The organism is Cupriavidus nantongensis, assembly GCF_041726985.1.
GTDB classification, from domain to species: Bacteria; Pseudomonadota; Gammaproteobacteria; order Burkholderiales; family Burkholderiaceae; genus Cupriavidus; species Cupriavidus nantongensis_A.
This window is the reverse complement of the sequence record NZ_CP168303.1, coordinates 2,755,566-2,780,231: the sequence shown is the minus strand read 5'-3', so window position 1 is coordinate 2,780,231 and position 24,666 is coordinate 2,755,566. Positions and strand designations below refer to the sequence as shown.

Sequence of the window (24,666 nt, the reverse complement as noted above, 5' to 3'; positions counted from 1 at the left end):
TCGTCGGAGACAACCCGGCGCAAAGCCAGCAAACGGTGCGCACCGGACCGGCCAGGGACCATTGGAGGATCCACCCATGCAAGCAGTCAGCATCGACGCCGCGGACAACGGCGCGTCGGCCAAGAAACAGTCAGTCGCGCGCGTTGCCGGGGCCAGCCTGGCCGGCACCACGCTCGAGTTCTACGACCACTTCATCTACGGATCGGCCGCCGCGCTGGTCTTTCCCAAGCTGTTCTTCCCGCAGAGCGATCCGCTGACCGCGACCCTGCTGTCCTTTGCCAGCTACGGCGTGGCGTTCGTGGCGCGGCCGCTGGGCGCGGCGATCTTCGGCCACTTCGGCGACAAGATGGGCCGCAAGTCGATCCTGATCATCACGCTGCTGATGATGGGCCTGGCCACCTTCGGCATCGGCCTGCTGCCGACCTATGCCGCGGCCGGCGCGCTGGCGCCGCTGCTGCTGGTGCTGCTGCGCGTGGTGCAGGGCCTGGCGCTGGGCGGCGAGTGGGGCGGGGCGGCGATCATGGTCAACGAGCTCGATCCCGAAGGGAAACGGCGCGGCATCCTCGGCAGCCTGGTGCAGCTGGCGGCGCCGATCGGCCTGCTGCTGGCCAACGGCATCTTCGCGCTGGTGACGTGGCAGCTTTCCGAAGAAGCCTTCCTCAGCTGGGGCTGGCGCGTGCCGTTCCTGATGTCGGCGCTGCTGGTGGGTGTCGGGCTGTATATCCGTTCCAACGTGCGCGAATCCGGCATGTTCGAGAAGCTGGAGGAATCGCATGCCGAAGCGCGCGCCCCCATCATGGAAGTGCTGCGCAACTACAAGAAGCAGTTGCTGATCGCGTTCGGCGCGCGGCTGGGCGGCGACATCGCCTTCTATGTGTTCACGCTGTTCCTGCTGTATTTCGTGCCGACCAAGCTCGGCCTGCCCAAGAGCATCGCGCTCAATGCCGTGCTGCTGGGTGCGGTGGCGCAGATCCTGTTCATCCCGATCGCCGGCCTGCTGGCGGACCGCATCGGCCGGCGCCCGGTGCTGATGATCGGCGGCATCGGCGGCGCGGTGTGGGCGTTCGTGTTCTTCGCCATGGTCAAGACCGGCAGTCCGGCGCTGATCATGCTGGCCTCGTTCGTCGGCATGGTGCTGGTGTCGTTCATGTTCTCGCCGCTGGCGTCGTTCCTGCCCGAGCTGTTCGCGACCCGGGTGCGCGTGACCGGCGCCTCGCTGGGCTTCCAGTTCGCCGGCGTGTTCGGCGGTGCGCTGGCCCCGCTGATCGCGGTGGGCCTGCTCGACCGCTTCGGCAACACCATGCCGGTGGCGCTCTACCTGGCGGCGGTGTGTGCGCTGATCGCGGTGGCGGCGTACGCGGCGCGTGAAACCGCGCGCATGCACCTGTCCGACGCTGACCGCTGAAGCGGCCGCTCTCCTTGTCCTCACAACAAATCCGTACCGTGAAACAGTTCGACCTCATCATCCGCAATGGCACCGTGGTGACCGCCAGCGACACCATGCAATGCGATATCGGCATCGCTGGCGGCCGCATCGTGCAGCTTGGCCATGACCTGGGCGAGGCCGCGCAGGTCATCGACGCCAGCGGCAAGCTGGTGCTGCCGGGCGGCGTCGATGCGCACTGCCACCTGGACCAGCCGATGCCGGACGGCCTGCGCATGGCCGACGACTTCCGCACCGGCTCGGTATCGGCGGCGTGCGGCGGCACCACCACCGTGATCCCGTTCGCCGCGCAGGAGAAGGGCCATTCGCTGCGTGCCGCGGTGGCCGACTACCATCGCCGCGCCGGCGGAAAGTCGGTGGTCGACTACGCCTTCCACCTGATCGTGGCCGACCCGACCGAGGCGGTGCTGAACGACGAATTGCCGGGCCTCATCCGCGAAGGCTATTCGTCGTTCAAGGTCTACATGACCTACGACGACCTCAAGCTCAACGACCGCGAGATTCTCGAGGTGCTGTCGGTGGCGCGCCAGGAAGGCGCGCTGGTGATGGTGCACGCCGAGAACTCGGACTGCATCGCGTGGCTGACCGACAAGCTGGAGGCGGCCGGCAATACCGCGCCGAAGTTCCACGCGCTGGCGCGGCCGATGGCGATCGAGCGCGAGGCCACGCACCGCGCCATCACCTTCTCCGAGCTGGTCGACGTGCCGATCCTGATCGTCCATGTCTCGGGCAAGGAAGCGGTCGAGCAGATCCGCTGGGCCCGCAACCGCGGCATGAAGATCTTTGCCGAGACCTGCCCGCAGTACCTGTTCCTGACCGCCGAAGACCTCGACCAGCCCGGCTACCATGGCGCCAAGTGCGTGTGCAGCCCGCCGCCGCGCGACCGCAGCAACCAGCAGGTAATCTGGGACGGCCTGGCCGACGGCCTCTTCACCATCTTCTCGTCCGACCATGCACCGTTCCGCTACGAAGACGCGCAGGGCAAGAAGCCCGGCGGCCAGGAAGTCCCGTTCCAGTACATCCCCAACGGCATCCCCGGACTCGAGACGCGGCTGCCGCTGCTGTTCTCGGCAGGCGTGGGGGGCGGCCGCATCTCGGTCAACCAGTTCGTCGCGCTGACCTCGACCAACCCGGCCAAGCTATACGGCCTGCATCCGCGCAAGGGCACCATCGCCATCGGCGCCGATGCCGACCTGGCGATCTGGGATCCGCAGCGCGAAGTGACGATCCGCAACACTGATTTGCACCATGCCGTCGACTACACCCCGTACGAGGGCCTGCGCGTGACCGGCTGGCCGGTGACCACGCTGGTGCGCGGCAAGGTGGTGGCGCACGAGGGCGAAGTCATGGCCGAGGCCGGCCACGGCGAGTTCCTGCCGTGCGGCCTGCCCGAAATGGCCCGGCCGCGCTATCGCACCTCGGGCGGCAGCCTGTAAGCGCTGCCTTGCGCGATCGATACTTTGACCGACACTGTAGACATGGAACTGACCAACCGCCTGGATGCCACCACCATCGCGGCTCGCGTCGCCGCCGGGCGCCTCGACCCCGCCGAGGTGGCCGCGGCCTTCCAGGCCCGCATCGCGGCGCGCAACGACCAGCTCAACGCCGTCTTCGAACAACGGCAGGACCTCGTCGATGCCGACCTGACGCAACTGCGCGCGCGCCTGGCGCAGGGCGAGCGCCCGCTGCTGGCGGGCGTGCCGGTGATCGTCAAGGACGTGATCTGGAGCCAGGGCCGGCGCGTGACGCAGGGCTCTCAGCTGTACCGGGACTTCATCGCCCCCGCTGACGCGATCGCGGTCGAGCGGCTGCGCCGCGCCGGCGCGATCGTGCTCGGCATGGGCAACACCTCGGAGTTCGCCTGCAAGGGCCTGACCACCAACAAGGTCTACGGCCTGACGCGCCATCCGCTCGATGCCACGCTGACCGCGGGCGGCTCGTCGGGCGGCTGCGCGGTGGCGGTGGCGGCCGGCATGGCGCCGCTGGCGTTGGGCACCGACGGTGGCGGCTCCAGCCGGCGCCCGCCCGCACATGCGGGCGTGGTTGGCTTCAAGCCTTCGTACGGCGCGATTCCCGACTCGGTCGGCTTCGCCCATGCCTTCAACGGCATCCAGGTGATAGCGCCGATCACCCGCACCGTCGCCGATGCCGAGCTGATGTTCGAGGCGCTGGCCGGCTCCGATCCGCGCGATCCCGACACGCTGGGCTTCTCGCTGACCGCCGCGCGACCGCTGCATACGCTGAAGATCGCGGTCAGCCCGCGCCTGGGGCTGGACACGCCGGTCGACGACGATGTCGCGCAGGCCTTCGACCAGGCCGTGGCCCGCCTCCAGGCCGCGGGGCTCAGCATCGAACGCGCCGACCCGGCGTGGCCGCAGGGCGCCGACGAGGCCGCGCTGATGCCGCTGCAGTATGTCGGCCTGGCCAATCTCTATGGCGATGCGTGGCGGCGCGACCCGGAGGTGTTCGATGCCGACGTCGCGCGCCAGATCGAACGCGGCCTGGCATGGACCGGCGCCGAGGTGGCGCGCGCGCGCGAGGCCAGCCGCCAGATCGCGCTGGCCGTGGCCGGCTTCTTTACCCGTTATGACCTGCTGCTGTGCCCGACCACGCCGTGCGTGGCCTGGCGCAACGACCGCCTCGGGCCGGAGCGCATCGGCGGCGTCGCGGTCGAGCCGCGCGCCCACGCCGTGTTCACTCCCTTCTTCAACCATGCACTGGCGCCGGCGATCTCGGTGCCTTGCGGCAGCGGCCGCGACGGCCTGCCGGTGGGCCTGCAGATCGCCGGCCCGCGCGGTGCCGACCGCAGCGTGCTGGCCGCCGCCCGACTGGCCGAAAGCCTGCTGGCGTCCCTAGTCAACCCTGCCTGATCCCTGACATGCGAATCCTAGTTCTGAATCCCAACACCAGCGAAGGCATCACCGCGCGCCTGATGGCCGCGGCCACCGAAGCCGCCGCGCCCGGCACCGAGCTGGTGCCGCTGACCGCCAGCCGCGGCGTGCCGTATATCGCCACCCGCGCCGAGGCGCAGATCGGTGGCGCCATCGCGCTGGAAATGCTGGCCGAGCATCACGGCCAGTTCGACGCGGCGGTCATCGCTGCCTTCGGCGATCCCGGCCTCATGGGCGCGCGCGAGCTGTTCGACCTGCCGGTGGTGGGCATGGCCGAGGCCGCGATGCTGTCGGCGTGCATGCTGGGGCGGCGCTTTGCTATCGTCACCTTCGCGCGGGCGCTGGGGCCGTGGTACGAGGAATGCGTCGACATGCACGGCCTGCGCGGCCGGCTGGCCGGCATCCGCATGCTCGACGGCAGCTTTGCCTCGGTCTCGGACGTGCAGGAAGAGAAGGAGGCCGTGCTGGTGGAACTGGCCAACCGGGCGGTGGTGGAAGACGAGGCCGATGTGGTGATCCTGGCCGGCGCGCCGCTGGCCGGCCTGGCAGCGCGCGTGCGCGACCGCATTGCGGTGCCGGTGGTCGACCAGATGGCCGCCGCCGTCAAGCAGGCCGAGGCACTGGTCGCGCTGCAGCCGCGCAAGGCCACCGCGGGCACGTTCCGCCGCCCGGACGCCAAGCCCACGCTGGGTTTGCCGGCGGCGCTGGCGGCGCGCATAGAGCACCGCTAAGCCGCGCCGCGGCTTGCTTTCAAGGTAACGCCGCGGTTCAGACCGCGGCGAACACCGCTTCCAGGTCGACCTTTTCTTCGGCGGGCAACTCCAGGCGCAGCGTGCTTTCGACGTGGCCGAGGTGCTCGGCCATCAGCCGCGCGGCGCGTTCGCCGTCGCCGGCCTCCAGCGCGTCGACGATATCGTCGTGCTCGTGATGCGGGCACGACGGCACGCCCGGCGCGTCATACAGCGCGATGATCAGGCAGGTCAGCGAGCACAGCTCGCGCATGTACTTGCCCAGGTACTGGTTGCCCGTCATTTCCGCCAGCTTGCAGTGGAACTCGCCCGACAGCCGGATGATGGCGCGGCGGTCGTTGCTGTCGCGCGCCTGCGCTTCCTGGCGCGTGGTCTCGCGCAGCGCGCGCACGCCTTTCGCACTGATCGCACCGGCCAGGTCGCGCACCAGCGCAGGCTCCAGCAGGTGGCGCGAATGCAGCACCTGGCGCGCTTCGGCCACGCTCGGGCTGGAGACGAAGGTGCCGCGGTTGGGATGCACGGTCAGCACGCCCTCGTGCGCCAGCTTGGCGAAGGCCAGCCGCACCTTGGTGCGGCTGACGCCGAACACGCCGCCCAGCTTTTCCTCGACCAGCTTGGTGCCCGGCGGCAGGCGGTGCTCCCAGATCGCGGTCAGGATGCGGTCGGCGATTTCCTCGACCGATGCGCCGCGCGCGGCGTCCGCGTCGGTCTCGGGGAGTCCGTCGGCGGGCCTGGCGGGCGGTTCGGCTTTGGTGCGTGGCATGGCGGTCGGCGGTCCGGAAAAAAGACAGTTGGTGCCGCCATTGTATGGCGGTTCGACATCAAGTGTATAACACCGATTGTGGACCGGTTGCCGCCCTATTTCTCGCCGAGCCGGTCCAGTGCGGGGCCGGTCACGCGGCAGATGCGCCAGTCGGGCAGCACGTCGGCGCCCATGGCCCGGTAGAAGTCGATCGACGGCTGGTTCCAGTCCAGCACCGACCATTCGAAGCGGCCGCAGCCGCGCTCGACCGCGAGCGCGGCCAGATGCTTGAGCAGGCCCTTGCCCAGGCCGTGCCCGCGCCAGGCCGGATCGACGTAAAGGTCTTCCAGGTAGAGGCCCGGCTTGGCCAGGAAGGTCGAAAAGTTGTGGAAGAAGAGCGCAAAGCCGACCGCCTTGCGGCCTGCATCGCCATCGACATCGGTGTCGACTTCCACCAGTACGGCCTCGGCATGCGGCGTGGCGCCGAACAGCGCCGCTTCGATCTTCTGCGGCGTGGCTTCGACCAGATGGCTCAGCTTTTCGTATTCGGCCAGCGCCAGGATCAGGTTGAACAGGGTTTCGCTGTCGGCGGCGGTGGCGGGGCGCAGCGTAAAGGTGGGCTTGGACATGCGGGTCGGCCTTGCGAGGTCATGGATCGGCAATTATCGCCTGTCCGTCACTCGCCATGCCAGCCGGCATGTCGCCGGATCAGTGTCCGAAGTCCGCCAGCCTGCGCACCTGGTCGACATAATCGGGCGCCAGGCAGTCCACCACCAGCCGCTCGGGCGTGCTGCGCAGCCAGGTCAGCTGGCGCTTGCACAGCTGGCGCGTGGCCGCGATGCCGCGCTCGCGCATGGTGGCAAAGTCGGCTTCGCCGTCCAGGTATTCCCACACCTGGCGGTAGCCGACGCAGCGGATCGACGGCAGCCCCGCATGCAGGTCGCCGCGCGCGCGCAGCCGCTCGACCTCTTCGATAAAGCCGTGCGCCAGCATGGCGTCATAGCGTTGGGCGATGCGGGCATGCAACGCCAGCCGGTCCGACGGCTCCAGCGCGATCACGCGGTAGCGCTGGTCGGCCGCGCCGGCAAAGGTGCGGCCCTCGGCCTGGCGCGCCAGCAGCGCCGACATCGGCTGGCCGGACAGACGCTGGATTTCCAGCGCGCGCTGGATGCGTTGCGCGTCATTGGGGGCGAGCCGCGCCGCGGTGACCGGGTCGACCTCGGCCAGCATCGCATGCAGCGCCGGCCAGCCGCGTTCGGCGGCAAGCTGGTCGAGCTCGGCGCGCAGCGCGGCGTCGGCTTGCGGCAGGTCGTTGAGCCCCTGCGTCAGCGCCTTGTAATACAGCATGGTGCCGCCGACGATCAGCGGCACATGGCCACGCGCGCGGATCTGCGGGACCAGCCGTTCGGCATCGGCGACAAACTGCGCGGCCGAGTAGCTGTCGGCCGGGTCGATGATGTCGATCAGGTGGTGCGGCGCCACGGCCAGTTCGTCGCGCGTGGGCTTGGCGGTGCCGATATCCATCTGGCGGTACACCAGCGCCGAATCCAGGCTGATGATCTCGACCGGCGCGTCGGCCGCCAGGGCCAGCGCGGCGGCGGTCTTGCCCGACGCGGTGGGGCCGAGCAGGCAGACCACGGGCGGATGCGCGGCGGAATCGTTGGGGACGGCGGACATCGAAAACCTTGGATCGAAGATGCGAGCGCGCTTATTGCCCGCGCAGGAACAGCCGGTCGAGCTCGGTCACGGTCAGCTGCACCCAGGTGGGCCGGCCGTGGTTGCACTGGTCGGCGCGCTCGGTCTGCTCCATCTGGCGCAGCAGCGCGTTCATTTCCTCGACCGTGAGCTTGCGGTTGGCGCGCACCGCGCTGTGGCAGGCCAGCGTGGCGAGCAGTTCGTTGCGGCGCTCGGCCAGCACGCGCGAGCCGCCGTAGGCGTGAAGGTCGCGCAGCACGTCGCGCGCCAGCGCCTCGGCATCGGCCTGCTGCAGCAGCGCCGGCACCGCGCGCACCGCCAGCGTGGTCGGCGACACCGGGGCGATATCGAAGCCCAGCAGCGTCAGCGTCTCCTGGTGTTCTTCGGCCACGCCGATCTCGACCGGGCTGGCCGGCAGCGTCACCGGGATCAGCAGCGGCTGCACCGCCAGCTCGCGCGCGTCCAGTGCGTCCTTGATCTGCTCGTAGAGGATGCGCTCGTGCGCGGCGTGCATGTCGACCAGCACCAGCCCGCGCGCGTTCTGCGCCAGCACGTAGATGCCGTGCAGCTGGGCGATGGCATAGCCGAGCGGGTGTTCGTTGGCGGCGCCCGTCTCGTCAGGTGCCGGCGCCGTCGCCGGCCGGTCCAGCAGGCCGGGCGGATCGCCGGCGCGCGCTGCCTGGGCGTCGGCCAGCCATGCCGGCGGTTGCGCCGACGCGCCAGCCCATCCGCCGGAGGGCGTTGCGGGCGCGCCGTAGGGGCGTGCCGCCGGCGCGGAGGCTTCGCGGACCATGCCAAGGTAGGCCTGGCGCGGCTGGGCGATGCCAAGCTCGGTCTGCCGTGCCGCCGAATAGTTGATCCATTGGCCCGCGCCGCCGGCGCCAGGGCGCGCCACTGCCGCTGGCGTGGTGCCGACTGGCAGCGTGATCTCGCCGTCGGCATCGGTATGCAGGCTGTCGCCGTTGGCACCGGCCTGGCGTGCCAGGCAGCGCTGCACCGCGTGGTAGACAAACTGGTGCACGGCACGCGATTCGCGGAAGCGCACTTCGATCTTGGACGGGTGCACGTTGACGTCGACCATCTCCGGCGGCAGGTCCAGGCACAGCACGTACGACGGGAAGCGGTCGCCGTGCAGCACGTCCTGGTAGGCGCTGCGCACCGCATGGTTGAGCAGCTTGTCGCGCACGAAGCGGCCGTTGACAAAGAAGTACTGCTGGTCCGGCCGCCCGCGCGAGGCGGTGGGCAGCCCGGCAAAGCCGTACAGGCTCAGGGTGTCGGCGTGCTCGTCCAGCGCCAGCCGGGCGCGGGCGAAATCGTTGCCCAGCACCTGCGCCGTGCGCGTGGCGACGTCGCCGGCATTCCAGTGCTCCAGCGGCTTGCCGTTGTGGTGGACCGAGATGGTCACGTCCGGCCGTGCCAGCGCCACGCGCCGGACCATCTCCAGGCAGTGCCCCAGCTCGGTCTGTTCGGTCTTGAGGAACTTTCTGCGCGCCGGCGTGTTGAAGTAGAGGTGCTGCACGTCGACCGTGGTGCCGACGCCGCCGGACGCGGGCTGGACCGCACCGGAATCGGCGCTGACCTGGGTGGCGTGGGCATCGGCCGCGGTGCGGCTGGTCAGCGACATCTGCGACACCGACGCGATCGAGGCCAGCGCCTCGCCGCGGAAGCCGAGCGTCAGCACCGCTTCGAGTTCGTCGAGCGAGGCGATCTTGCTGGTGGCGTGCCGCATCAGCGCCACCGGCAGCTCGGCGGCGGGAATGCCGCAGCCGTTGTCGGTGATGACGATGCGCCGCACGCCGCCTTCCTCCAGGCGGATGCCGAGCTGCGTGGCGCCGGCGTCGAGCGCGTTTTCCAGCAGTTCCTTGACCACGGACGCCGGCCGTTCGACCACTTCGCCGGCGGCGATCTGGCTGATGAGCTGGTCCGGCAGCGGCCGGATCGGGCGCGGCTGCTGGGTGGTGCGCAAGGCAGTGCTGGAAGGGGAGGCGGGCATCCCGCGATTATACGTGGACGTTCCCCCACGCAGACGGGTTGCCGAGGAGGGGGAAAGGCGCGGCCGCTCTTGTATGATTCAGGCCATGGCGGCGTGGATCGGACACCGGCGCTGCATGGAAATAAACCGTCAAACCACCACACGGGGAACGACTTGGATCTCGCTTTGCAGCTCATCGACATGCTGGTGCATGTCGACAAATACCTCGGCACGGTCATCGACCAGTACGGCCACTGGGTCTATGCCATCCTGTTTCTGATCGTGTTTGCCGAAACCGGGCTGGTGGTGCTGCCGTTCCTGCCGGGCGACTCGCTGCTGTTTATCGCCGGCGCCTTCTGCGCGACCGGCGCCATGAACGAATGGGTACTGATCGGCCTGCTGCTGGTGGCGGCCATCTCCGGCAATACCGTCAACTACATGGTGGGCAACTGGATCGGGCCCAAGGTGTTCGATCACCAGTGGCGCTTCCTGGACCAGGATGCCTTGCGCCGCACCCATGACTTCTATGAGCGGCATGGCGGCAAGACCCTGGTGATGGCCCGCTTCGTGCCGATCGTGCGCACCTTCGCGCCGTTCGTCGCCGGGGTGTCGCAGATGACTTTCGCGCGCTTCCAGATGTTCAACGTCGTCGGTGCCGTGGCATGGGTGGTCGGCCTGGTGTTTGCCGGCTACTTTTTCGGCAACCTGCCGTTCATCCGCCAGTACCTGAACCTGATCGTGCTGGCCGGCATCGGCGCGGCGGTGGTGCCGCTGGTGCTGGGCGGGCTGTGGAAGCTGGTGCGCGGCAACCGCCGCCGGCCCACGCGCGTCGAGCGCTGAGCCACCTGAATTGAGCCGCCTCAGCTGAGGCTGCGGCTCATCATCCGCAGCGCGGGCATGCGCTCGCGGATCTGGCCGATGTCGGCGGCATCGGGGCGGGCCTGGACATAGGCTTCCAGGTCGGCCAGCGCGGGGCGGAAGCACTCCAGGTTGGCATAGGCCAGGCCCCGGTCGCGCACTTCCTCGATCGAACCCGGCAGCAGGATCACCAGCCGGTTCTGCACCGCCAGCAGCCGCTGCCAGCGCGACTCCTGCAGATAGATCGCCTTCAGGTTGCGCAGCATGCGCGCGATGATCTCGCGGTGGCTGGCCGCGCGCAGGAACAGGCCCAGCGGCACCTGGCTGGCATCGCTGATGCCCTCGCGCTCCAGGTACGGGTCCAGCATTTCCTGCAACTGTTCCTTCGACAGGGTCTCGCCGGTGAGCGGGTTCAGTATCACTTCGCCGGCGGGGATCGTCATCCGCAGCAGGAAATGGTTGGGGAACGACACGCCCTTGAGCGGCAGGCCGATCTGCTGACCCAGTTCCATATGCAGCACCGCGAGCGAGATCGGGATGCCGCGGCGCTGGCGCAGCACCACGTTCAGGTAGGAGTTGTCGGGGTCGTAGTAGTCGTTCGCGTTGGCGCCGAAGCCGAGATCGCGATAGAAGAAATGGTTCAGCAGCCGCAGCCGCTGGATCGCCGGGGTGCCTTCGGCAATCCGCCGCTTCAGCCGCAGCGCCAGCACGTCCAGCGCCGCCAGCTCGCCCTGCAGGTCCAGGTCGGGATAGGCGTCCTGCGCGATGGACAACGCGGTTTCGGTCAGCGGGATGCCGTTTTCGTCGGCCACGAGGCTGGCGAAATAATCCAGGACTTTGGTGGATGTCATGTCGGTTTCCCGGTGCAGCCGCCGGCACCGCGCGCAGCGTGGGTCACCAATGCCCGGCGGTCAGCCGGCAATGGCAGTTGCCGCTGACCCATCAGCCGGCCCGGCGCCTGAAGGCAGAGTAGCGCAGTCCCATGAGCCACAGTGTACCGAAGTAGACCACCGCTGCAAGTACCAGGCACGACGCCAGCAGCGCGATGCGCAGCAGCGGCGTCGCGCCCAGGCCGATCCAGTCGAAGTTGCGCGCGAACCAGAGCAGCATGCCGGACAGCAGCAGCACCGAAGCGGTCAGCTGCGCCAGGAACAGCCACCATCCCGGCGCCGGGCGGTACAGGCCGCGCCGGCGCAGGCCGAAGAACAGCAGCAGCGCGTTGAGCGTGGCGCCGGCGCTGATCGACAGCGCCAGCCCGGCATGGCCGATCCAGGGCACGAACGCCACGTTGCAGGCCTGCGTGATCACCAGCACCAGCAGCGCGATCTTGACCGGCGTGCGGATATCCTGCCGAGCGTAGAAGCCCGGCGCGAGGATCTTGATCGAAATCAGCCCCATCAGGCCCACGCCGTACGAGACCAGCGCCTGGCGCGTCATCTCGACCGCATGGGCGTCGAACTTGCCATAGTTGAACAGTACGGCGGTCAGCGGCGCGCCGAACACGAACAGCCCGACCGCGCACGGCACGGCCAGCAAGAAGGTCAGGCGCAGGCCCCAGTCGAGCAGGCTCGAATATTCGGCATGGTCGCCCGAGGCGTTGGCCCTGGACAGGCTTGGCAGCAGGATCGTCCCCAGCGCGACGCCCAGCAGCGCGGTGGGGAATTCCATCAGCCGGTCGGCATAGGTCAGGTACGAGACGCTGCCCGCCGCCAGCCGCGAAGCAATATTGGTATTGATGATCTGGCTGACCTGCGCCACCGACACCGCCAGCAGCGCCGGCCCCATCTGGCGCAGGATGCGGCGCACGCCCGGGTCCGACCACGCCGCGCGCAGGTTGAAGCGGATGCGCGGCATCACCCCCAGGCGCCGCAGCGCCGGTACCTGGATCGCCAGCTGCAGCACGCCGCCGATCAGCACGCCCCAGGCCTGCGCGTAGATCGGCTGCTCCATGTGGGGGCCGACGAACAGCGCCGCCACGATCAGGCACAGGTTGAGCAGCACCGGCGTAAAGGCCGGCACCGCGAACTTGCGCCAGGTGTTGAGGATGCCCGATGCCAGCGCCACCAGCGAGATCAGCCCGATGTACGGGAACATCACCCGCGTCATGAACACGGCCGCGGTATAGGTATCGGCCTGCCCGCGAAAGCCCGTGGCGACCACCGTCATCACCAGCGGCGCGCCGATCACGCCCAGCAGCGACACGGCCATCAGCACCCATGTCATCACGGTGGCGACTGCGTCGATCAGGGCCTTGGTCGGGGCATCGCCGCGCCTGGTGTGGTATTCGCCCAGGATCGGCACGAAGGCCTGCGAAAACGCGCCCTCGCCGAAGATGCGGCGCAGCAGGTTGGGGATGCGGAAGGCCACGTTGAACGCGTCGGTCATGTCCGACGCGCCGAAGGCGCGGGCGATCAGGATCTCGCGCACCAGGCCGGTGATGCGCGAGAGCATCGTCAGGCTGCTGATGGTGGCGAGCGCTTTGAGCAGGTTCAAGATGCGGACGGGTGCGGGAACGGTGGGCCGGTGCCGTCGGCACCGCGAGCTCCTTGAGACGCGGTCCGGGCAGTAAAGTTGCCGGCGCGCCACGTGGCCCGGCACAATGTGGCGCTTATTATACGGATCGCGCCCCGGTGCCCGGCCTGCGCCGGCAAAGTCCCCGCGGTCTTGTCACATGCTCAGGCATCTGTGTATAATTGCCGATTCACAAGGACAGTTGCGTTCCGGATTCGTGTGTCAGTGCATCCCGGGTCGCTCGATATGACTTAATTGTTGTGTCCCCCGCGGCACGCATCTGAATTCAGGATATTTTTTACATGGCAAATTCCGCACAAGCCCGCAAGCGCGCCCGCCAGGCCGTTGCCCAGAACGCTCACAACTCCAGCCTGCGTTCGCGTCTGCGCACCGCCGTCAAGGCCGTCCGCAAAGCCATCGACGCTGGCGACAAGGCCGCTGCCGCCGAGATCTTCAAGAACTCGCAAGCCGTGATCGACAGCATCGCCGACAAGAAGATCGTGCACAAGAACAAGGCTGCACGTCACAAGTCGCGCCTGTCGGCCGCCATCAAGGCCATGGCTGCCTGATAGCTGCCCGGGCCGCTCCAGCGGCCCAGCAGGGGCGGATGCCACGGCATGCCGCCCCATAAAAAAAGCTCGTCATCCGACGAGCTTTTTTGCTTTCCGGCGTCGCCAGGCTTATTCGAGCGAGCAGGCTTCGACCAGCTGCAGGTTGTTGTCGCGGGCGAAGTTCAGCACGAAGTCCAGCGCCTTGGGCTCGATGTCGCGCAGGCGCACGTCCACCACCACGCATTTGACGTTGCCGGCAAAGATCGGCCGCACATACGGCGAGTAGGTCAGGCGCGGGTCGCCGCTGTCGCCTTCGGGGCGAAACTGCGCCATCACGCCGCACAGTCGTTCAGCCCAGTCGCTCGGGCGGAAGGTCTTGCCTTCCTTGGTAATGCCTTGGATAAAGTATTCGCGAACGTTGGGGTTCATGAGGCTGGACACTGCGGGTGAGGCGGATGACTCGACGGTAAGCCCGCTGGACGGGGCGCCCGTTTGACGCGGCCGGGACGCGATTGGTTCGCGCTGGTTCCAGCCGGAAGGCGGGGCGTCGGTGTCCTGCAGGGGCACTTTTGATGCCGGCGGCGGGCACTGGCATGGGTATGCCGGGCCCCGCGTGAATCAGCCAGTATTATATCTTATATAAGAGTTGCGCATAAGGGCGAAATCCTGTCAGGAAGCTGTCAGCGCAACCGTGCGGCAGGCCGCGGCCGGGTTGATGCGGGCTCGCCAAAGCAGAAATAATCCCTTATGATCCTTGCAGATAAATTGCGTATGCGACGCGAAAGGCGGCTCCGCGACGCGCTTCGATCATGAACGGTTTGCAAGAACAGTTCGTGACGGCGTGTCCCCACCGAGCCGCCTTCTTTGTTTTATGAGCTCAACCCCGATCAAGCATTACCTCCAGTTCAGCGACTTCACTCCCGACGAGTACGAGTACCTGCTGGACCGCGCGCGGATCCTGAAGGCCAAGTTCAAGAACTACGAGACCTGGCACCCGCTGCACGACCGCACGCTGGCCATGATCTTCGAAAAGAATTCCACGCGTACGCGCCTGTCGTTCGAAGCCGGCATCCACCAGCTGGGCGGCCACGCGGTGTTCCTGAACACGCGCGACTCGCAGCTGGGCCGCGGCGAGCCGATCGAGGATGCGGCGCAGGTGATCTCGCGCATGGTCGACATCATCATGATCCGCACCTTCGGCCAGGACATCATCGATCGCTTCGCCGCGCATTCGCGCGTGCCGGTGATCAACGGCCTCACCAACGAATACCACCCGTGCCAGGTGCTGGCCGACGTCTTCACCTATATCGAGCAGCGCGGCAGCATCCGCGGCAAGACCGTGGCGTGGATCGGCGACGCCAATAACATGGCGTACACCTGGATCCAGGCCGCCGAGCGCCTCGGCTTCACCTTCCACTTCTCGGCGCCCCCTGGCTATCAGCTGGACCCTGCCATGGTGCCGGCTTCCGCGTCCGGGCTGGTCAAGGTCTTCGACAACCCCCTCGCGGCCTGCCAGGGCGCCAGCCTGGTCACCACCGACGTGTGGACCAGCATGGGCTTCGAGGCCGAGAACGACGCCCGCAAGCGCGCCTTCAAGGACTGGATGGTCACCACCGCGATGATGGACCGCGCCGAGCCCGACGCGCTCTTCATGCATTGCCTGCCGGCGCACCGCGGCGAGGAAGTCGAGGCCGCCGTGATCGATGGCCCCAAGAGCGTGGTCTGGGACGAGGCGGAAAACCGCCTGCACGTGCAGAAGGCGCTGATGGAATACCTGCTCTGCGGCCGCTACTGAGCGCGCCCGGGGTGAACAGGAGAGGGGCCGTTGCGGCCCCTCTTTTTACGTCTTTCGCAAGACACCCAAGGAGATGGAAGTGAGCCAGTTCGACAACGTATCGGTCGTCAAGAAAGCCAACCTGTATTTCGACGGCAAGTGCGTGAGCCACACCGTGCTGTTCCCGGACGGCACCCGCAAGACGCTGGGCGTGATTTTCCCGGCATCGCTGACCTTCAACACCGGCGCGCCCGAAATCATGGAAATCAACGCCGGCAGCTGCCGCGTGCGCCTGGCCGGCTCGGAAGACTGGCAGACCTACGGTGCTGGCCAGCAGTTCAGTGTGCCGGGCAACAGCAGCTTCGACATCGAGGTGCAGGAGACGCTGGACTACGTCTGCCACTTCGCGTGACAGTCGCGGCGGGCCAGCGTGGCTGGCCCGCCAGCTTTACAGCACCACGGGCTCGGGCTCGATGCGCACGCCGTAGCGTGCCTGGACGGTATCGGCGATGCGGTTGGCCAGCGCCAGCAGCATCGCGCCGGTGCCGCCGCCGTGGTGCACCAGCACCAGGGCCTGCTTGCCATAGACGCCCACGGGGCCGTCGCTCAAGCCCTTGAAGCCGCAGCGGTCGATCAGCCAGCCGGCCGCCAGCTTGTACGAGCCGTCGGGCTGCGCATAGCTGACCAGGTCCGGATGCGCCTGCAGCAAGGCATCGCGTTGCCTGGCGCTGACCAGCGGATTCTTGAAGAAGCTGCCGGCATTGCCCAGCTGCGCGGGGTCGGGCAGCTTGCGTGAGCGGATCGTGACCACGGCGTCGCGGATGGTGGCCGCGTCCGGCGCGGCCCGGCCGTCCAGTTCGCGCGCCAGTTCGCCGTACGACAGCACGGGTTGCCATCCCTTCGGCAGGCGCAGCGTGACCGCGGTAATGATGTAGCGCCCGGCGCCGGCACGCTTGAACAGGCTGTCGCGATAGCCGAACTCGCACGCTTGCAGGTCAAGCCAGACGAAAGTGCCGGTGTGCCGGTCATAGGCACGCACGCCGGCAAAACGCTCGCGCAGTTCCACTCCGTAGGCGCCGATGTTCTGGATCGGCGCCGCGCCGGCGGTGCCCGGGATCAGCGCCAGGTTTTCCAGCCCCGGCATGCCGTCGGCGATGGTGCGGTTGACCAGCGCGTTCCAGTTTTCGCCCGCGCCCACGGTGACCAGCCAGGCATCGCCGCTTGCGCTGGTGGCTTCGACCTGGTAGCCGGGGATCTCCATCAGCAGCACCAGCGCGTCGAGGTCGCCGGTCAGCACGACATTGCTGCCGCCACCCAGCACCACCAGAGGCAGGCCTGCGGCACGCGGGTCGGCCAGGGCCGCGCTCACGTCGGCCTCGCTGCGCACGTGCACCGCAAAGCGTGCGCGCGCATCGAATCCGAATGTATTGTGGCGACGCAGGGGATAGAATTCGTGGAAATCTGCCATGCAAGGGAAAGGTGACGCGGCCGCCGCTGGTGTGCGCGACCCGGAACTGCGAGGTAGGCTGGATTATACGGAAGGCGCCGTGCGCGGCCGGCTTCCGGGCATACGGATCACAAGGAGAATGCAATGCCGTCGTTTGACGTAGTGTGCGAAGCGAATATGGTCGAGGTGAAGAACGCCGTCGAGCAGGCCAACAAGGAAATCTCGACGCGCTTCGATTTCAAGGGCTCCGACGCCCGGGTCGAGCACAAGGAAAACGAACTGACCGCCTTTGCCGACGATGATTTCAAGCTGGACCAGGTCAAGGACGTGCTGATCAGCAAGATGGCCAAGCGCAATGTCGACGTGCGCTTCCTGGATTACGGCAAGACCGAGAAGATCAGCGGCGACAAGGTCAAGCAGGTGATCACCATCAAAAAGGGCGTGACCGGCGACCTTTCCAAGAAGATCGTGCGCATGATCAAGGACAGCAAGATCAAGGTGCAGGCCAGCATCCAGGGCGACACGGTGCGCGTGTCGGGCACCAAGCGCGACGACCTGCAGAACGTGATCGCCATGCTGCGCAAGGATGTGTCCGAGGCCCCGCTGGATTTCAACAACTTCCGCGACTGAGTGGCACCCGCGCCGGCTCCCGTGCCGGCGCCGCGCGCGGCCGCCACTTAGCGCGGCTGCGGCAATCCCCCGATCTTCGCGCCGGCCTTGATGCCCTTCTGCGCGAACCATCCCTGGTTCATTTCCAGCGCATAGCGGATGGCCGCCTTCGGGCAATGGTTGTTTTCGGTACGCGGCGCCATGTCTTCGATATTGACGATGGTGCCGTCGTCGGCCAGGAACGCAATCGACAGCGGCAGCTCGGTATTGCGCATCCAGAAGCAGTGGCCCGCCTTCTGCTCGAACACGAACAGCATGCCGGAATTCGGCGCCATCGATTTCCGGTACATCAGGCCTTGCTCGCGTGCCGCGGGCGTGGCGGCGACTTCGGCCTGGATCGCATACATGCCCGCGGTCAGCGGCGCCACCGGCAACGCGCCTTGGGCGTTGGCAACGCCGGCCGCCAGTGTGGCGATCACGAAGCAGCAGCGTGAGGTCAGGGTCTTCGACAACAGGGGCATGATGGTCAGTCCGGGAAGGCTCGGCGTCGGGCAGCCGCAAGCATAACGCAGGTTGCACGCGTGGCACGCCGCGCGCGGTGCAACCGGTACCAAACAAAAAAGGCAGGCGCCCTGGTGGCGGCCTGCCTTTCTCTTTGATGCCGGCACAACGGCCCGGCAGTGGCGCCAGCCGTGGTTACGCGGCCGGGGCTGCGGCAGCAGCGGTTTCCTTCTTCTTGCTGTGCTTCTTGTGGGTGGCCTTCTTCTTGGCGGTCTTCTTCGGGGCTTCCTTGGTGGCCGCGGCCGCGGGCGTGGCAGGCTCGGCAGGCGCAGCGGCCTGGGCGAAGGCGCCGGTGGCGAACAGGCCGACAACCAGTGCAGCGATCAGTTTTTTCATGGCGTATTACCTCGAAGGATAAAAGCAGTCGGGAAAGTGGTGACGCGTGGTTGGACGTGTCCCCGACAAGAACGAGGCCGCTATTGGCAGCGTTGACGGTCGATCTGTTATTTTTTGTAACGCAAGCGCCGCTTGGTGTCGTTCGCCTGTCTGGTCTTTGAGACATGAGCGCGCTGGCCCGGGAGGGAGCGTGCAGCAGGCGATGCCAGCGGAAGGCCCGACTCGGCGAGCGGCACCTCGCAGCTCTGTCCGGGCGCGAGGCCGAGCGCGCGCAGGTCAAGCGCACCGATGGCCACCCGGATCAGCCGCAGCGTCGGAAACCCCACCGCCGCCGTCATGCGCCGCACCTGCCGGTTCTTGCCTTCGCGGATCTTCAGCTCCAGCCACGCGGTCGGGATGGCGGCGCGAAAGCGCACCGGCGGATGCCGCGGCCACAGCCAGTCGGGGGCTTCGATGGCGCGTACCGTCGCTGATTGGGTCACGAAATCGCCAAGATCGACCCCGGCGCGCAGGCGGGCGAGGGCGTTCGCGTCGGGAATGCCTTCGACCTGCGCCAGATAGGTCTTTTCGAGCTTGTGGCGCGGGTCGGCGATGCGCGCCTGCAGTGCGCCATCGTCAGTCAGCAGCAGCAAGCCCTCACTGTCGGCATCGAGCCGGCCGGCCGGATAGACGCCGGGCACCGACACGCACGACGCCAAAGTCGGCCGCGTCGGGTGTTCCGAGAACTGGCTCATGGTGCCAAACGGCTTGTTCAGGGCAATCAGGGTCATGGGGCGCAAGTATGCCGCAGCGGCGCGTGTGCAGGTCGGTCAGGTCGGCCGGATCGGGGCCGGCCCGATTGGCGGATGATGAAAAATTGCTGCATAATATAAAATTAGTCTTGTGTCTTATATAAGACTGAAGCCGACCAGGCATGGCGCCGGCATGATGCACGGCAGTATGGGCGGGGCATCGAGGCCCGCTACAATGCACAGCGCCATCTCCCCGAATCTCGCCGTCCGGCCACGAACCGGCGGCAGTCACAACCGTTCCGTAACTGGAGACGTCATGTACCAACACATCAAGGTTCCGGCAGGCGAAAAGATCACGGTCAACCAGGACTTTTCGCTCAATGTCCCGGACAACCCGATCATTCCTTATATCGAAGGCGACGGTACGGGCCTCGATATCACCCCGGTGATGATCAAGGTGGTCGACGCGGCCGTGGCCAAGGCCTACGGCGGCAAGCGCAAGATCGCCTGGATGGAGATCTACGCCGGCGAGAAGTCGACCAAGGTCTACGGCCCGGACGTGTGGCTGCCGGATGAAACCCTGGACGTGCTGAAGGAATACGTGGTGTCGATCAAGGGTCCGCTGACCACGCCGGTCGGCGGCGGCATCCGCTCGCTCAACGTGGCGCTGCGCCAGCAGCTGGACCTCTATGTCTGCCTGCGCCCGGTACGCTACTTCAAGGGCGTGCCGTCGCCGGTGCGCGAGCCGGAAAAGACCGATATGGTGATCTTCCGCGAGAACTCGGAGGACATTTACGCCGGCATCGAATGGGCGGCAGAAAGCGACCAGGCCAAAAAGCTGATCGCCTTCCTGCAAAACGAGATGGGCGTGAAAAAGATCCGCTTCGCGGCCACCTCGGGCATCGGTGTCAAGCCGGTGTCGCGCGAGGGCACCGAGCGCCTGGTGCGCAAGGCGATCCAGTACTCGATCGACAACGACAAGCCGTCGGTGACGCTGGTGCACAAGGGCAACATCATGAAGTTCACCGAAGGTGGCTTCCGCGACTGGGGCTACGAGCTGGCACAGAAGGAATTCGGCGCCGAGCTGGTCGACGGCGGCCCGTGGTGCAAGTTCAAGAACCCGAAGACCGGCAAGGATATCGTGGTCAAGGACGCCATCGCCGACGCCTTCCTGCAGCAAATCCTGCTGCGCCCGGCCGAATACTCGGTAATCGCCACGCTGAACCTGAACGGCGACTACATCTCGGACGCGCTGGCGGCACAGGTTGGCGGCATCGGCATCGCGCCGGGCGCCAATATGTCGGATTCGGTGGCGATGTTCGAGGCCACTCACGGCACCGCGCCGAAGTACGCCGGCAAGGATTACGTCAACCCGGGCTCGGAAATCCTGTCGGCCGAAATGATGCTGCGCCACATGGGCTGGACCGAGGCCGCCGACCTGATCATCGCGTCGATGGAGAAGTCGATCCTGTCCAAAAAGGTCACCTACGATTTCGCCCGCCTGCTCGAAGGCGCGACGCAGGTGTCGTGCTCGGGCTTCGGCCAGGTGATGATCGACAATATGTAAGCACAGACTCCCGCCAGGGCGGGCGAGCTGTAGACAAAACCCCGGTACCGGATACCCCGTGCCGGGGTTTTTTCTTGCCGGCTGCCGCGACGTTGGCTAGAACTTCAGGACTGACGGGCATCCGGCCCGGGGAGACTGGCATGGACGATCCCTTCCGCCGCACCGCGTTCGGCGCGGCCCTGTTCTACAAGGATCCGCTGGCGGCGCTGGACTGGCTGGAGCGCGCGTTCGGGTTCGAGCGGGTCATGGTGATCCGCGACCAGCAAGGACAACTGGTGCATTCCGAAATGCGTTTTGGCGACAGCTACCTGATGGTGGGCAGCGAGTGGGCCGACTTTACCGCCAGCCCGGCGTCGATCGGGGGCAAGAACACCCAGACCGTGCATGTGCATCTGCCCGACGGGATCGACCAGCATTGCGAGCGGGCCAGGGCCGCCGGCGCCGTGATCCTGCGCGAGCCGCAGGATGAGTTCTATGGCGACCGCACCTACACCGCCCGCGATGCCGAGGGCCATGTCTGGACCTTCGGCCAGACTGTGCGCAAGGTCACCAAGGAGGAGGCCGAACAGGCCAGCGGCCTGAAGATCGAGGGCTGGACCTGAACCGGCGCGAGCGGGCGCTGCAAGGCTGGCCCACAAACCAGAAAGCCCGGCGCAAGGCCGGGCTTTCGATCGGGTGTGCGTGCCGCTCATGCGAGCCGGTGCCCGCCGCGCCGCCCTGGGCGGCCAGCGGGGCGCTGGCATCGATCCCGTCCCGGGGGAATCCCCCCACACCCTGGTTGACCGCTCCGGTGGCTCTGCGGCCGGGGATGCGGTCGCGGCGCGCTTTAGCTGGCGTCCTGGATATTGGTGGCTTGCTTGCCCTTCGGGCCCTGGACCACCTCGAACGAGACGCGCTGGCCTTCCTTCAGCGTCTTGAAGCCCGCCATCTGGATAGCCGAAAAGTGCGCAAACAGTTCTTCTTCGCCCTCGTCCGGCTTGATGAACCCGAATCCCTTGGCGTCATTGAACCATTTGACGATACCGCTTGCCATATACTCCCCCAACGAAATAGCAGATTTTCAAGCGGGGAAGCTTGCCAGCCAGACGGCACGGACTGCGGCGCCATGGCTGGCCGCGTGCTGAGATGCGGCCGGCGATGACGCGCGGCGAGGTGCTATCGCGAGGCGGCCAGTCTGATTGCTGACTCGCCGCCGCGGGCCGTGGGCCTCCCTGCTCACGGATCACCCGCCTTGGCTGTTGCTTTGGCTCGCTGGCCTTCGGTGGGTGTGCGACCGATTTTTCTGGCAAAGGCGGAGGCTGTCAAGCTGGCGGATTCCCCACTGCCAGAAGGGTGTGGCAGGAACAGGACGGCGCCTGGTGTTACCGTTGCCATGAATCGGCGGCCGCCGGCCTGGATTTTCGGGCGGAGCGGCGACGTGCCTTGCAAGGCCTTCCGCGGAACTATCCGCTCCCATTCACCACGGAAAACCGGCGGCCGGACTCTTGAATCCACCGCCTTTTCCCCAAATTGCAGAGTTGCGAGTAAGGGTTAGAATAAAGCCATGGCTACACGGCTTGCGAATGTCCCACAACGCGAAGCGGGCACCATCCTGGAGCGCAAAGAGCAGGCGCTGAAACCGCCTGCCATGTTCAAGGTGGTGCTGCTGAACGACGACTACACTCCGATGGAGTTTGTCGTGATGATCCTGCAGCAGTATTTCAGCAGGGACCGGGAAACGGCGACGCAGATCATGCTGACCGTGCACCGGGAAGGAAAGGGCGTCTGTGGTATCTACACCAGGGATATCGCGGCGACTAAGGTCGAGCTGGTGTCAACGCACGCGCGGCAGGCGGGGCACCCCCTGCAGTGCGTGATGGAGGAAGCATGATTGCGCAAGAATTGGAAGTGAGCCTGCATATGGCTTTTGTCGAAGCCAGGCAGGCACGCCACGAGTTCATTACCGTGGAGCACCTGCTGCTGGCATTGCTCGACAATCCCACGGCAGCTGAAGTCTTGCGCGCCTGCGCGGCCAATATCGAGGACCTGCGCACCAGCCTTAAGAACTTCATCGCGGACAACACGCCGGTGGTGCCGGGTACCGACGAGGTCGATACCCAGCCCACGCTGGGTTTCCAGCGCGTGATCCAGCGCGCCATCATGCACGTCCAGTCGACTTCCAACGGCAAGAAGGAAGTCACCGGCGCCAACGTGCTGGTCGCGATTTTCGGCGAGAAGGATTCGCACGCGGTCTATTACCTGCAGCAGCAGGGCGTGACGCGCCTGGACGTGGTCAATTTCATCAGCCACGGCATCCGCAAGGACCAGTCCGAGCCGGCCAAGCACGGTGAGGCGGCCGGCGAGGGCGAGGGCGGCGACGGCAAGGAAAGCCCGCTCGAGCAATACACCCAGAACCTGAACGCGCTGGCCAAGGCCGGCAAGATCGATCCGCTGATCGGCCGCGAAAGCGAAGTCGAGCGCGTGGTCCAGGTGCTGTGCCGCCGGCGCAAGAACAACCCGCTGCTGGTGGGCGAGGCCGGCGTCGGCAAGACCGCGATCGCGGAAGGCCTGGCGTGGCGCATCACCAAGAACGAGGTGCCGGACATCCTGGAAAAGGCCACCGTCTACTCGCTCGACATGGGCGCGCTGCTGGCCGGCACCAAGTACCGCGGCGATTTCGAGCAGCGCCTGAAGGGCGTGCTCAAGTCGCTCAAGGACAATCCCAACGCGATCCTGTTCATCGACGAGATCCACACGCTGATCGGCGCGGGCGCCGCTTCGGGCGGGACGCTGGACGCGAGCAACCTGCTCAAGCCGGCACTGTCGTCGGGCCAGCTCAAGTGCATCGGCGCGACCACCTTCACCGAATACCGCGGCATCTTCGAGAAGGACGCGGCGCTGTCGCGGCGTTTCCAGAAGATCGACGTGGTCGAGCCGTCGGTGGACCAGACCGTGCAGATCCTGCGCGGGCTGAAGTCGCGTTTCGAGGAGCACCATGGCGTCAAGTACGCGTCGTCGGCACTGACCGCCGCGGCCGAGCTGTCGGCCCGCTTCATCACCGATCGCCACCTGCCGGACAAGGCCATCGACGTGATCGACGAAGCCGGCGCGGCGCAGCGCATCCTGCCGAAGTCCAAGCAGAAGAAGACCATCGGCAAGGGCGAGATCGAGGACATCGTCTCGCGCATCGCGCGCATCCCGCCGCAGAGCGTGAACCAGGACGACCGCAGCAAGCTGCAGACGCTGGAGCGCGACCTGAAGTCGGTGGTGTTCGGCCAGGATCCGGCGATCGAGGCGCTGGCGTCGGCGATCAAGATGTCGCGCGCGGGCCTGGGCAAGACCGACAAGCCGATCGGCTCGTTCCTGTTCTCGGGCCCCACCGGCGTGGGCAAGACCGAGGTCGCCAAGCAGCTGGCCTTCATCATGGGCATCGAGCTGCTGCGCTTCGACATGTCCGAATACATGGAACGCCATGCGGTGAGCCGCCTGATCGGCGCGCCGCCGGGATACGTCGGCTTCGACCAGGGCGGCCTGCTGACCGAGGCCGTCACCAAGAAGCCGCACTGCGTGCTGCTGCTGGACGAAATCGAGAAAGCGCATCCGGATATCTTCAATATCCTGCTGCAGGTGATGGACCATGGTTCGCTGACCGACAACAACGGCCGCCGCGCCGACTTCCGCAACGTGATCATCATCATGACCACCAATGCGGGAGCGGAGACCATGAACCGCGCCACCATCGGCTTCACCAGCTCGCGCGAGCAGGGCGACGAGATGGCCGACATCAAGCGCATGTTCACGCCGGAGTTCCGCAACCGGCTGGATGCCACCATCAGCTTCCGCTCGCTCGATGAGGAAATCATCCTGCGCGTGGTCGACAAGTTCCTGATGCAGCTGGAAGAGCAGCTGCACGAGAAGAAGGTGGAAGCCAGCTTCAGCGAGAAGCTGCGCAAGTTCCTGGCGCACAAGGGCTTCGACCCGCTGATGGGGGCGCGTCCGATGCAGCGCCTGATCCAGGACATGATCCGCAAGGCGCTGGCCGACGAGCTGTTGTTCGGCCGCCTGGTCTCCGGCGGCAAGGTGGTGGTGGATCTGGACGAGCAGGACCAGATCAAGCTCGATTTCTCCGAAATCGAGCCCGAACCGCCCGAAGCACCCGAGGAACAGCGCGCAGAAGCCTGAGCGATATTCGGCCGCGTTGCCAGCAACGGGGTCGATCATCGGGCAAAATAGCGGGGCGGCCGGACTG

Annotated in this window: 25 protein-coding genes; 13 read left to right on the top strand and 12 right to left on the bottom strand. The window is 66.8% G+C overall.

Going from position 1 to position 24,666, the window contains the following annotated elements:
* Positions 1-76: 76 nt before the first annotated feature.
* The 4 genes from ACEI37_RS24075 to ACEI37_RS24060 are packed head-to-tail and all read left to right on the top strand — an operon-like array spanning position 77 to position 5,066.
* The gene (locus ACEI37_RS24075) at positions 77-1,405 is read left to right on the top strand and encodes an MFS transporter (RefSeq protein ID WP_373378460.1); all 1,329 of its coding nucleotides are present in this window, start codon (positions 77-79) and stop codon (positions 1,403-1,405) included.
* Between the two features lie 38 nt (positions 1,406-1,443).
* Positions 1,444-2,880, top strand: coding sequence for a dihydropyrimidinase (gene hydA / locus ACEI37_RS24070; RefSeq protein ID WP_373378459.1), 1,437 nt, complete (start codon positions 1,444-1,446; stop codon positions 2,878-2,880).
* A gap of 42 nt (positions 2,881-2,922) precedes the next feature.
* The gene (locus ACEI37_RS24065) at positions 2,923-4,314 is read left to right on the top strand and encodes an amidase (protein WP_373378458.1); all 1,392 of its coding nucleotides are present in this window, start codon (positions 2,923-2,925) and stop codon (positions 4,312-4,314) included.
* A gap of 8 nt (positions 4,315-4,322) precedes the next feature.
* Positions 4,323-5,066 carry an aspartate/glutamate racemase family protein gene (locus tag ACEI37_RS24060; protein WP_115661260.1) on the top strand — a complete coding sequence of 248 codons (744 nt, stop codon included), beginning with the start codon at positions 4,323-4,325 and terminating at the stop codon, positions 5,064-5,066.
* Between the two features lie 37 nt (positions 5,067-5,103).
* On the opposite strand, the gene ACEI37_RS24055 is transcribed toward ACEI37_RS24060, so the two are convergent.
* From ACEI37_RS24055 to mutL, 4 genes are all read right to left on the bottom strand, one after another.
* Positions 5,104-5,847, bottom strand: a complete 744-nt coding sequence (locus tag ACEI37_RS24055) for a GntR family transcriptional regulator (RefSeq protein ID WP_373378457.1) — start codon at positions 5,845-5,847, stop codon at positions 5,104-5,106.
* Between the two features lie 95 nt (positions 5,848-5,942).
* Entirely contained in the window at positions 5,943-6,455 is a 513-nt protein-coding gene (locus ACEI37_RS24050; protein WP_373378456.1) for an N-acetyltransferase family protein, read from the bottom strand.
* 79 nt (positions 6,456-6,534) lie between these two features.
* On the bottom strand, positions 6,535-7,503 hold the full coding sequence (gene miaA, locus ACEI37_RS24045) for a tRNA (adenosine(37)-N6)-dimethylallyltransferase MiaA (RefSeq protein ID WP_373378455.1): 969 nt from the start codon (positions 7,501-7,503) through the stop codon (positions 6,535-6,537).
* Positions 7,504-7,534: 31 nt separating this feature from the next.
* The gene (gene mutL / locus ACEI37_RS24040; RefSeq protein ID WP_373378454.1) at positions 7,535-9,514 is read right to left on the bottom strand and encodes a DNA mismatch repair endonuclease MutL; all 1,980 of its coding nucleotides are present in this window, start codon (positions 9,512-9,514) and stop codon (positions 7,535-7,537) included.
* Between the two features lie 165 nt (positions 9,515-9,679).
* Between mutL and ACEI37_RS24035 the strand changes: the two genes are divergently transcribed.
* Positions 9,680-10,333 (top strand): VTT domain-containing protein, encoded by a 654-nt coding sequence (locus ACEI37_RS24035; RefSeq protein ID WP_373378453.1) that lies wholly within the window; start codon positions 9,680-9,682, stop codon positions 10,331-10,333.
* A 20-nt stretch (positions 10,334-10,353) separates the two neighbouring features.
* On the opposite strand, the gene ACEI37_RS24030 is transcribed toward ACEI37_RS24035, so the two are convergent.
* On the bottom strand, positions 10,354-11,202 hold the full coding sequence (locus ACEI37_RS24030) for a SirB1 family protein (RefSeq protein ID WP_373378452.1): 849 nt from the start codon (positions 11,200-11,202) through the stop codon (positions 10,354-10,356).
* A gap of 91 nt (positions 11,203-11,293) precedes the next feature.
* Positions 11,294-12,844 (bottom strand): murein biosynthesis integral membrane protein MurJ, encoded by a 1,551-nt coding sequence (murJ, locus tag ACEI37_RS24025; protein WP_373378451.1) that lies wholly within the window; start codon positions 12,842-12,844, stop codon positions 11,294-11,296.
* A gap of 320 nt (positions 12,845-13,164) precedes the next feature.
* Here murJ and rpsT point away from each other — a divergent pair, with 320 nt between their 5' ends.
* Positions 13,165-13,431, top strand: a complete 267-nt coding sequence (rpsT, locus tag ACEI37_RS24020; RefSeq protein WP_006579059.1) for a 30S ribosomal protein S20 — start codon at positions 13,165-13,167, stop codon at positions 13,429-13,431.
* Positions 13,432-13,542: 111 nt separating this feature from the next.
* On the opposite strand, the gene ACEI37_RS24015 is transcribed toward rpsT, so the two are convergent.
* The gene (locus ACEI37_RS24015) at positions 13,543-13,842 is read right to left on the bottom strand and encodes a DUF3579 domain-containing protein (protein WP_012353767.1); all 300 of its coding nucleotides are present in this window, start codon (positions 13,840-13,842) and stop codon (positions 13,543-13,545) included.
* Positions 13,843-14,284: 442 nt separating this feature from the next.
* Here ACEI37_RS24015 and argF point away from each other — a divergent pair, with 442 nt between their 5' ends.
* Both argF and ACEI37_RS24005 read left to right on the top strand, forming a co-directional pair.
* A complete protein-coding gene (gene argF / locus ACEI37_RS24010) occupies positions 14,285-15,208 on the top strand; it encodes an ornithine carbamoyltransferase (protein ID WP_373378450.1) in 924 nt (307 codons plus the stop codon).
* A 79-nt stretch (positions 15,209-15,287) separates the two neighbouring features.
* Positions 15,288-15,599, top strand: a complete 312-nt coding sequence (locus ACEI37_RS24005; RefSeq protein WP_062801641.1) for a pyrimidine/purine nucleoside phosphorylase — start codon at positions 15,288-15,290, stop codon at positions 15,597-15,599.
* A 36-nt stretch (positions 15,600-15,635) separates the two neighbouring features.
* On the opposite strand, the gene murB is transcribed toward ACEI37_RS24005, so the two are convergent.
* Positions 15,636-16,655, bottom strand: a complete 1,020-nt coding sequence (gene murB, locus ACEI37_RS24000; RefSeq protein ID WP_373378449.1) for a UDP-N-acetylmuramate dehydrogenase — start codon at positions 16,653-16,655, stop codon at positions 15,636-15,638.
* A 123-nt stretch (positions 16,656-16,778) separates the two neighbouring features.
* Here murB and ACEI37_RS23995 point away from each other — a divergent pair, with 123 nt between their 5' ends.
* The gene (locus ACEI37_RS23995; RefSeq protein ID WP_012353763.1) at positions 16,779-17,264 is read left to right on the top strand and encodes a YajQ family cyclic di-GMP-binding protein; all 486 of its coding nucleotides are present in this window, start codon (positions 16,779-16,781) and stop codon (positions 17,262-17,264) included.
* Positions 17,265-17,311: 47 nt separating this feature from the next.
* On the opposite strand, the gene ACEI37_RS23990 is transcribed toward ACEI37_RS23995, so the two are convergent.
* The 3 genes from ACEI37_RS23990 to ACEI37_RS23980 all read right to left on the bottom strand — a co-directional run bounded on the left by ACEI37_RS23990 (position 17,312) and on the right by ACEI37_RS23980 (position 18,910).
* Entirely contained in the window at positions 17,312-17,764 is a 453-nt protein-coding gene (locus ACEI37_RS23990) for a DUF192 domain-containing protein (protein WP_373378448.1), read from the bottom strand.
* Positions 17,765-17,939: 175 nt separating this feature from the next.
* Entirely contained in the window at positions 17,940-18,140 is a 201-nt protein-coding gene (locus ACEI37_RS23985; RefSeq protein WP_115681047.1) for a hypothetical protein, read from the bottom strand.
* A gap of 107 nt (positions 18,141-18,247) precedes the next feature.
* Complete coding sequence (locus ACEI37_RS23980; protein ID WP_373378447.1) at positions 18,248-18,910, bottom strand: pseudouridine synthase; 663 nt, start codon at positions 18,908-18,910, stop codon at positions 18,248-18,250.
* Positions 18,911-19,187: 277 nt separating this feature from the next.
* On the opposite strand from ACEI37_RS23980, the gene icd reads away from it, so the two are divergent.
* Together icd and ACEI37_RS23970 are read left to right on the top strand one after the other, a co-directional pair.
* On the top strand, positions 19,188-20,438 hold the full coding sequence (icd, locus tag ACEI37_RS23975) for an NADP-dependent isocitrate dehydrogenase (protein ID WP_373378446.1): 1,251 nt from the start codon (positions 19,188-19,190) through the stop codon (positions 20,436-20,438).
* 140 nt (positions 20,439-20,578) lie between these two features.
* On the top strand, positions 20,579-21,040 hold the full coding sequence (locus tag ACEI37_RS23970; protein WP_373378445.1) for a VOC family protein: 462 nt from the start codon (positions 20,579-20,581) through the stop codon (positions 21,038-21,040).
* A 224-nt stretch (positions 21,041-21,264) separates the two neighbouring features.
* On the opposite strand, the gene ACEI37_RS23965 is transcribed toward ACEI37_RS23970, so the two are convergent.
* The gene (locus tag ACEI37_RS23965; RefSeq protein ID WP_012353757.1) at positions 21,265-21,471 is read right to left on the bottom strand and encodes a cold-shock protein; all 207 of its coding nucleotides are present in this window, start codon (positions 21,469-21,471) and stop codon (positions 21,265-21,267) included.
* 510 nt (positions 21,472-21,981) lie between these two features.
* On the opposite strand from ACEI37_RS23965, the gene clpS reads away from it, so the two are divergent.
* Positions 21,982-22,308 carry an ATP-dependent Clp protease adapter ClpS gene (clpS, locus tag ACEI37_RS23960; RefSeq protein WP_010814998.1) on the top strand — a complete coding sequence of 109 codons (327 nt, stop codon included), beginning with the start codon at positions 21,982-21,984 and terminating at the stop codon, positions 22,306-22,308.
* On the top strand, positions 22,305-24,599 hold the full coding sequence (gene clpA, locus ACEI37_RS23955; protein WP_018007976.1) for an ATP-dependent Clp protease ATP-binding subunit ClpA: 2,295 nt from the start codon (positions 22,305-22,307) through the stop codon (positions 24,597-24,599). Before clpS ends, clpA begins: the two co-directional genes overlap by 4 nt.
* Positions 24,600-24,666 lie beyond the last annotated feature (67 nt).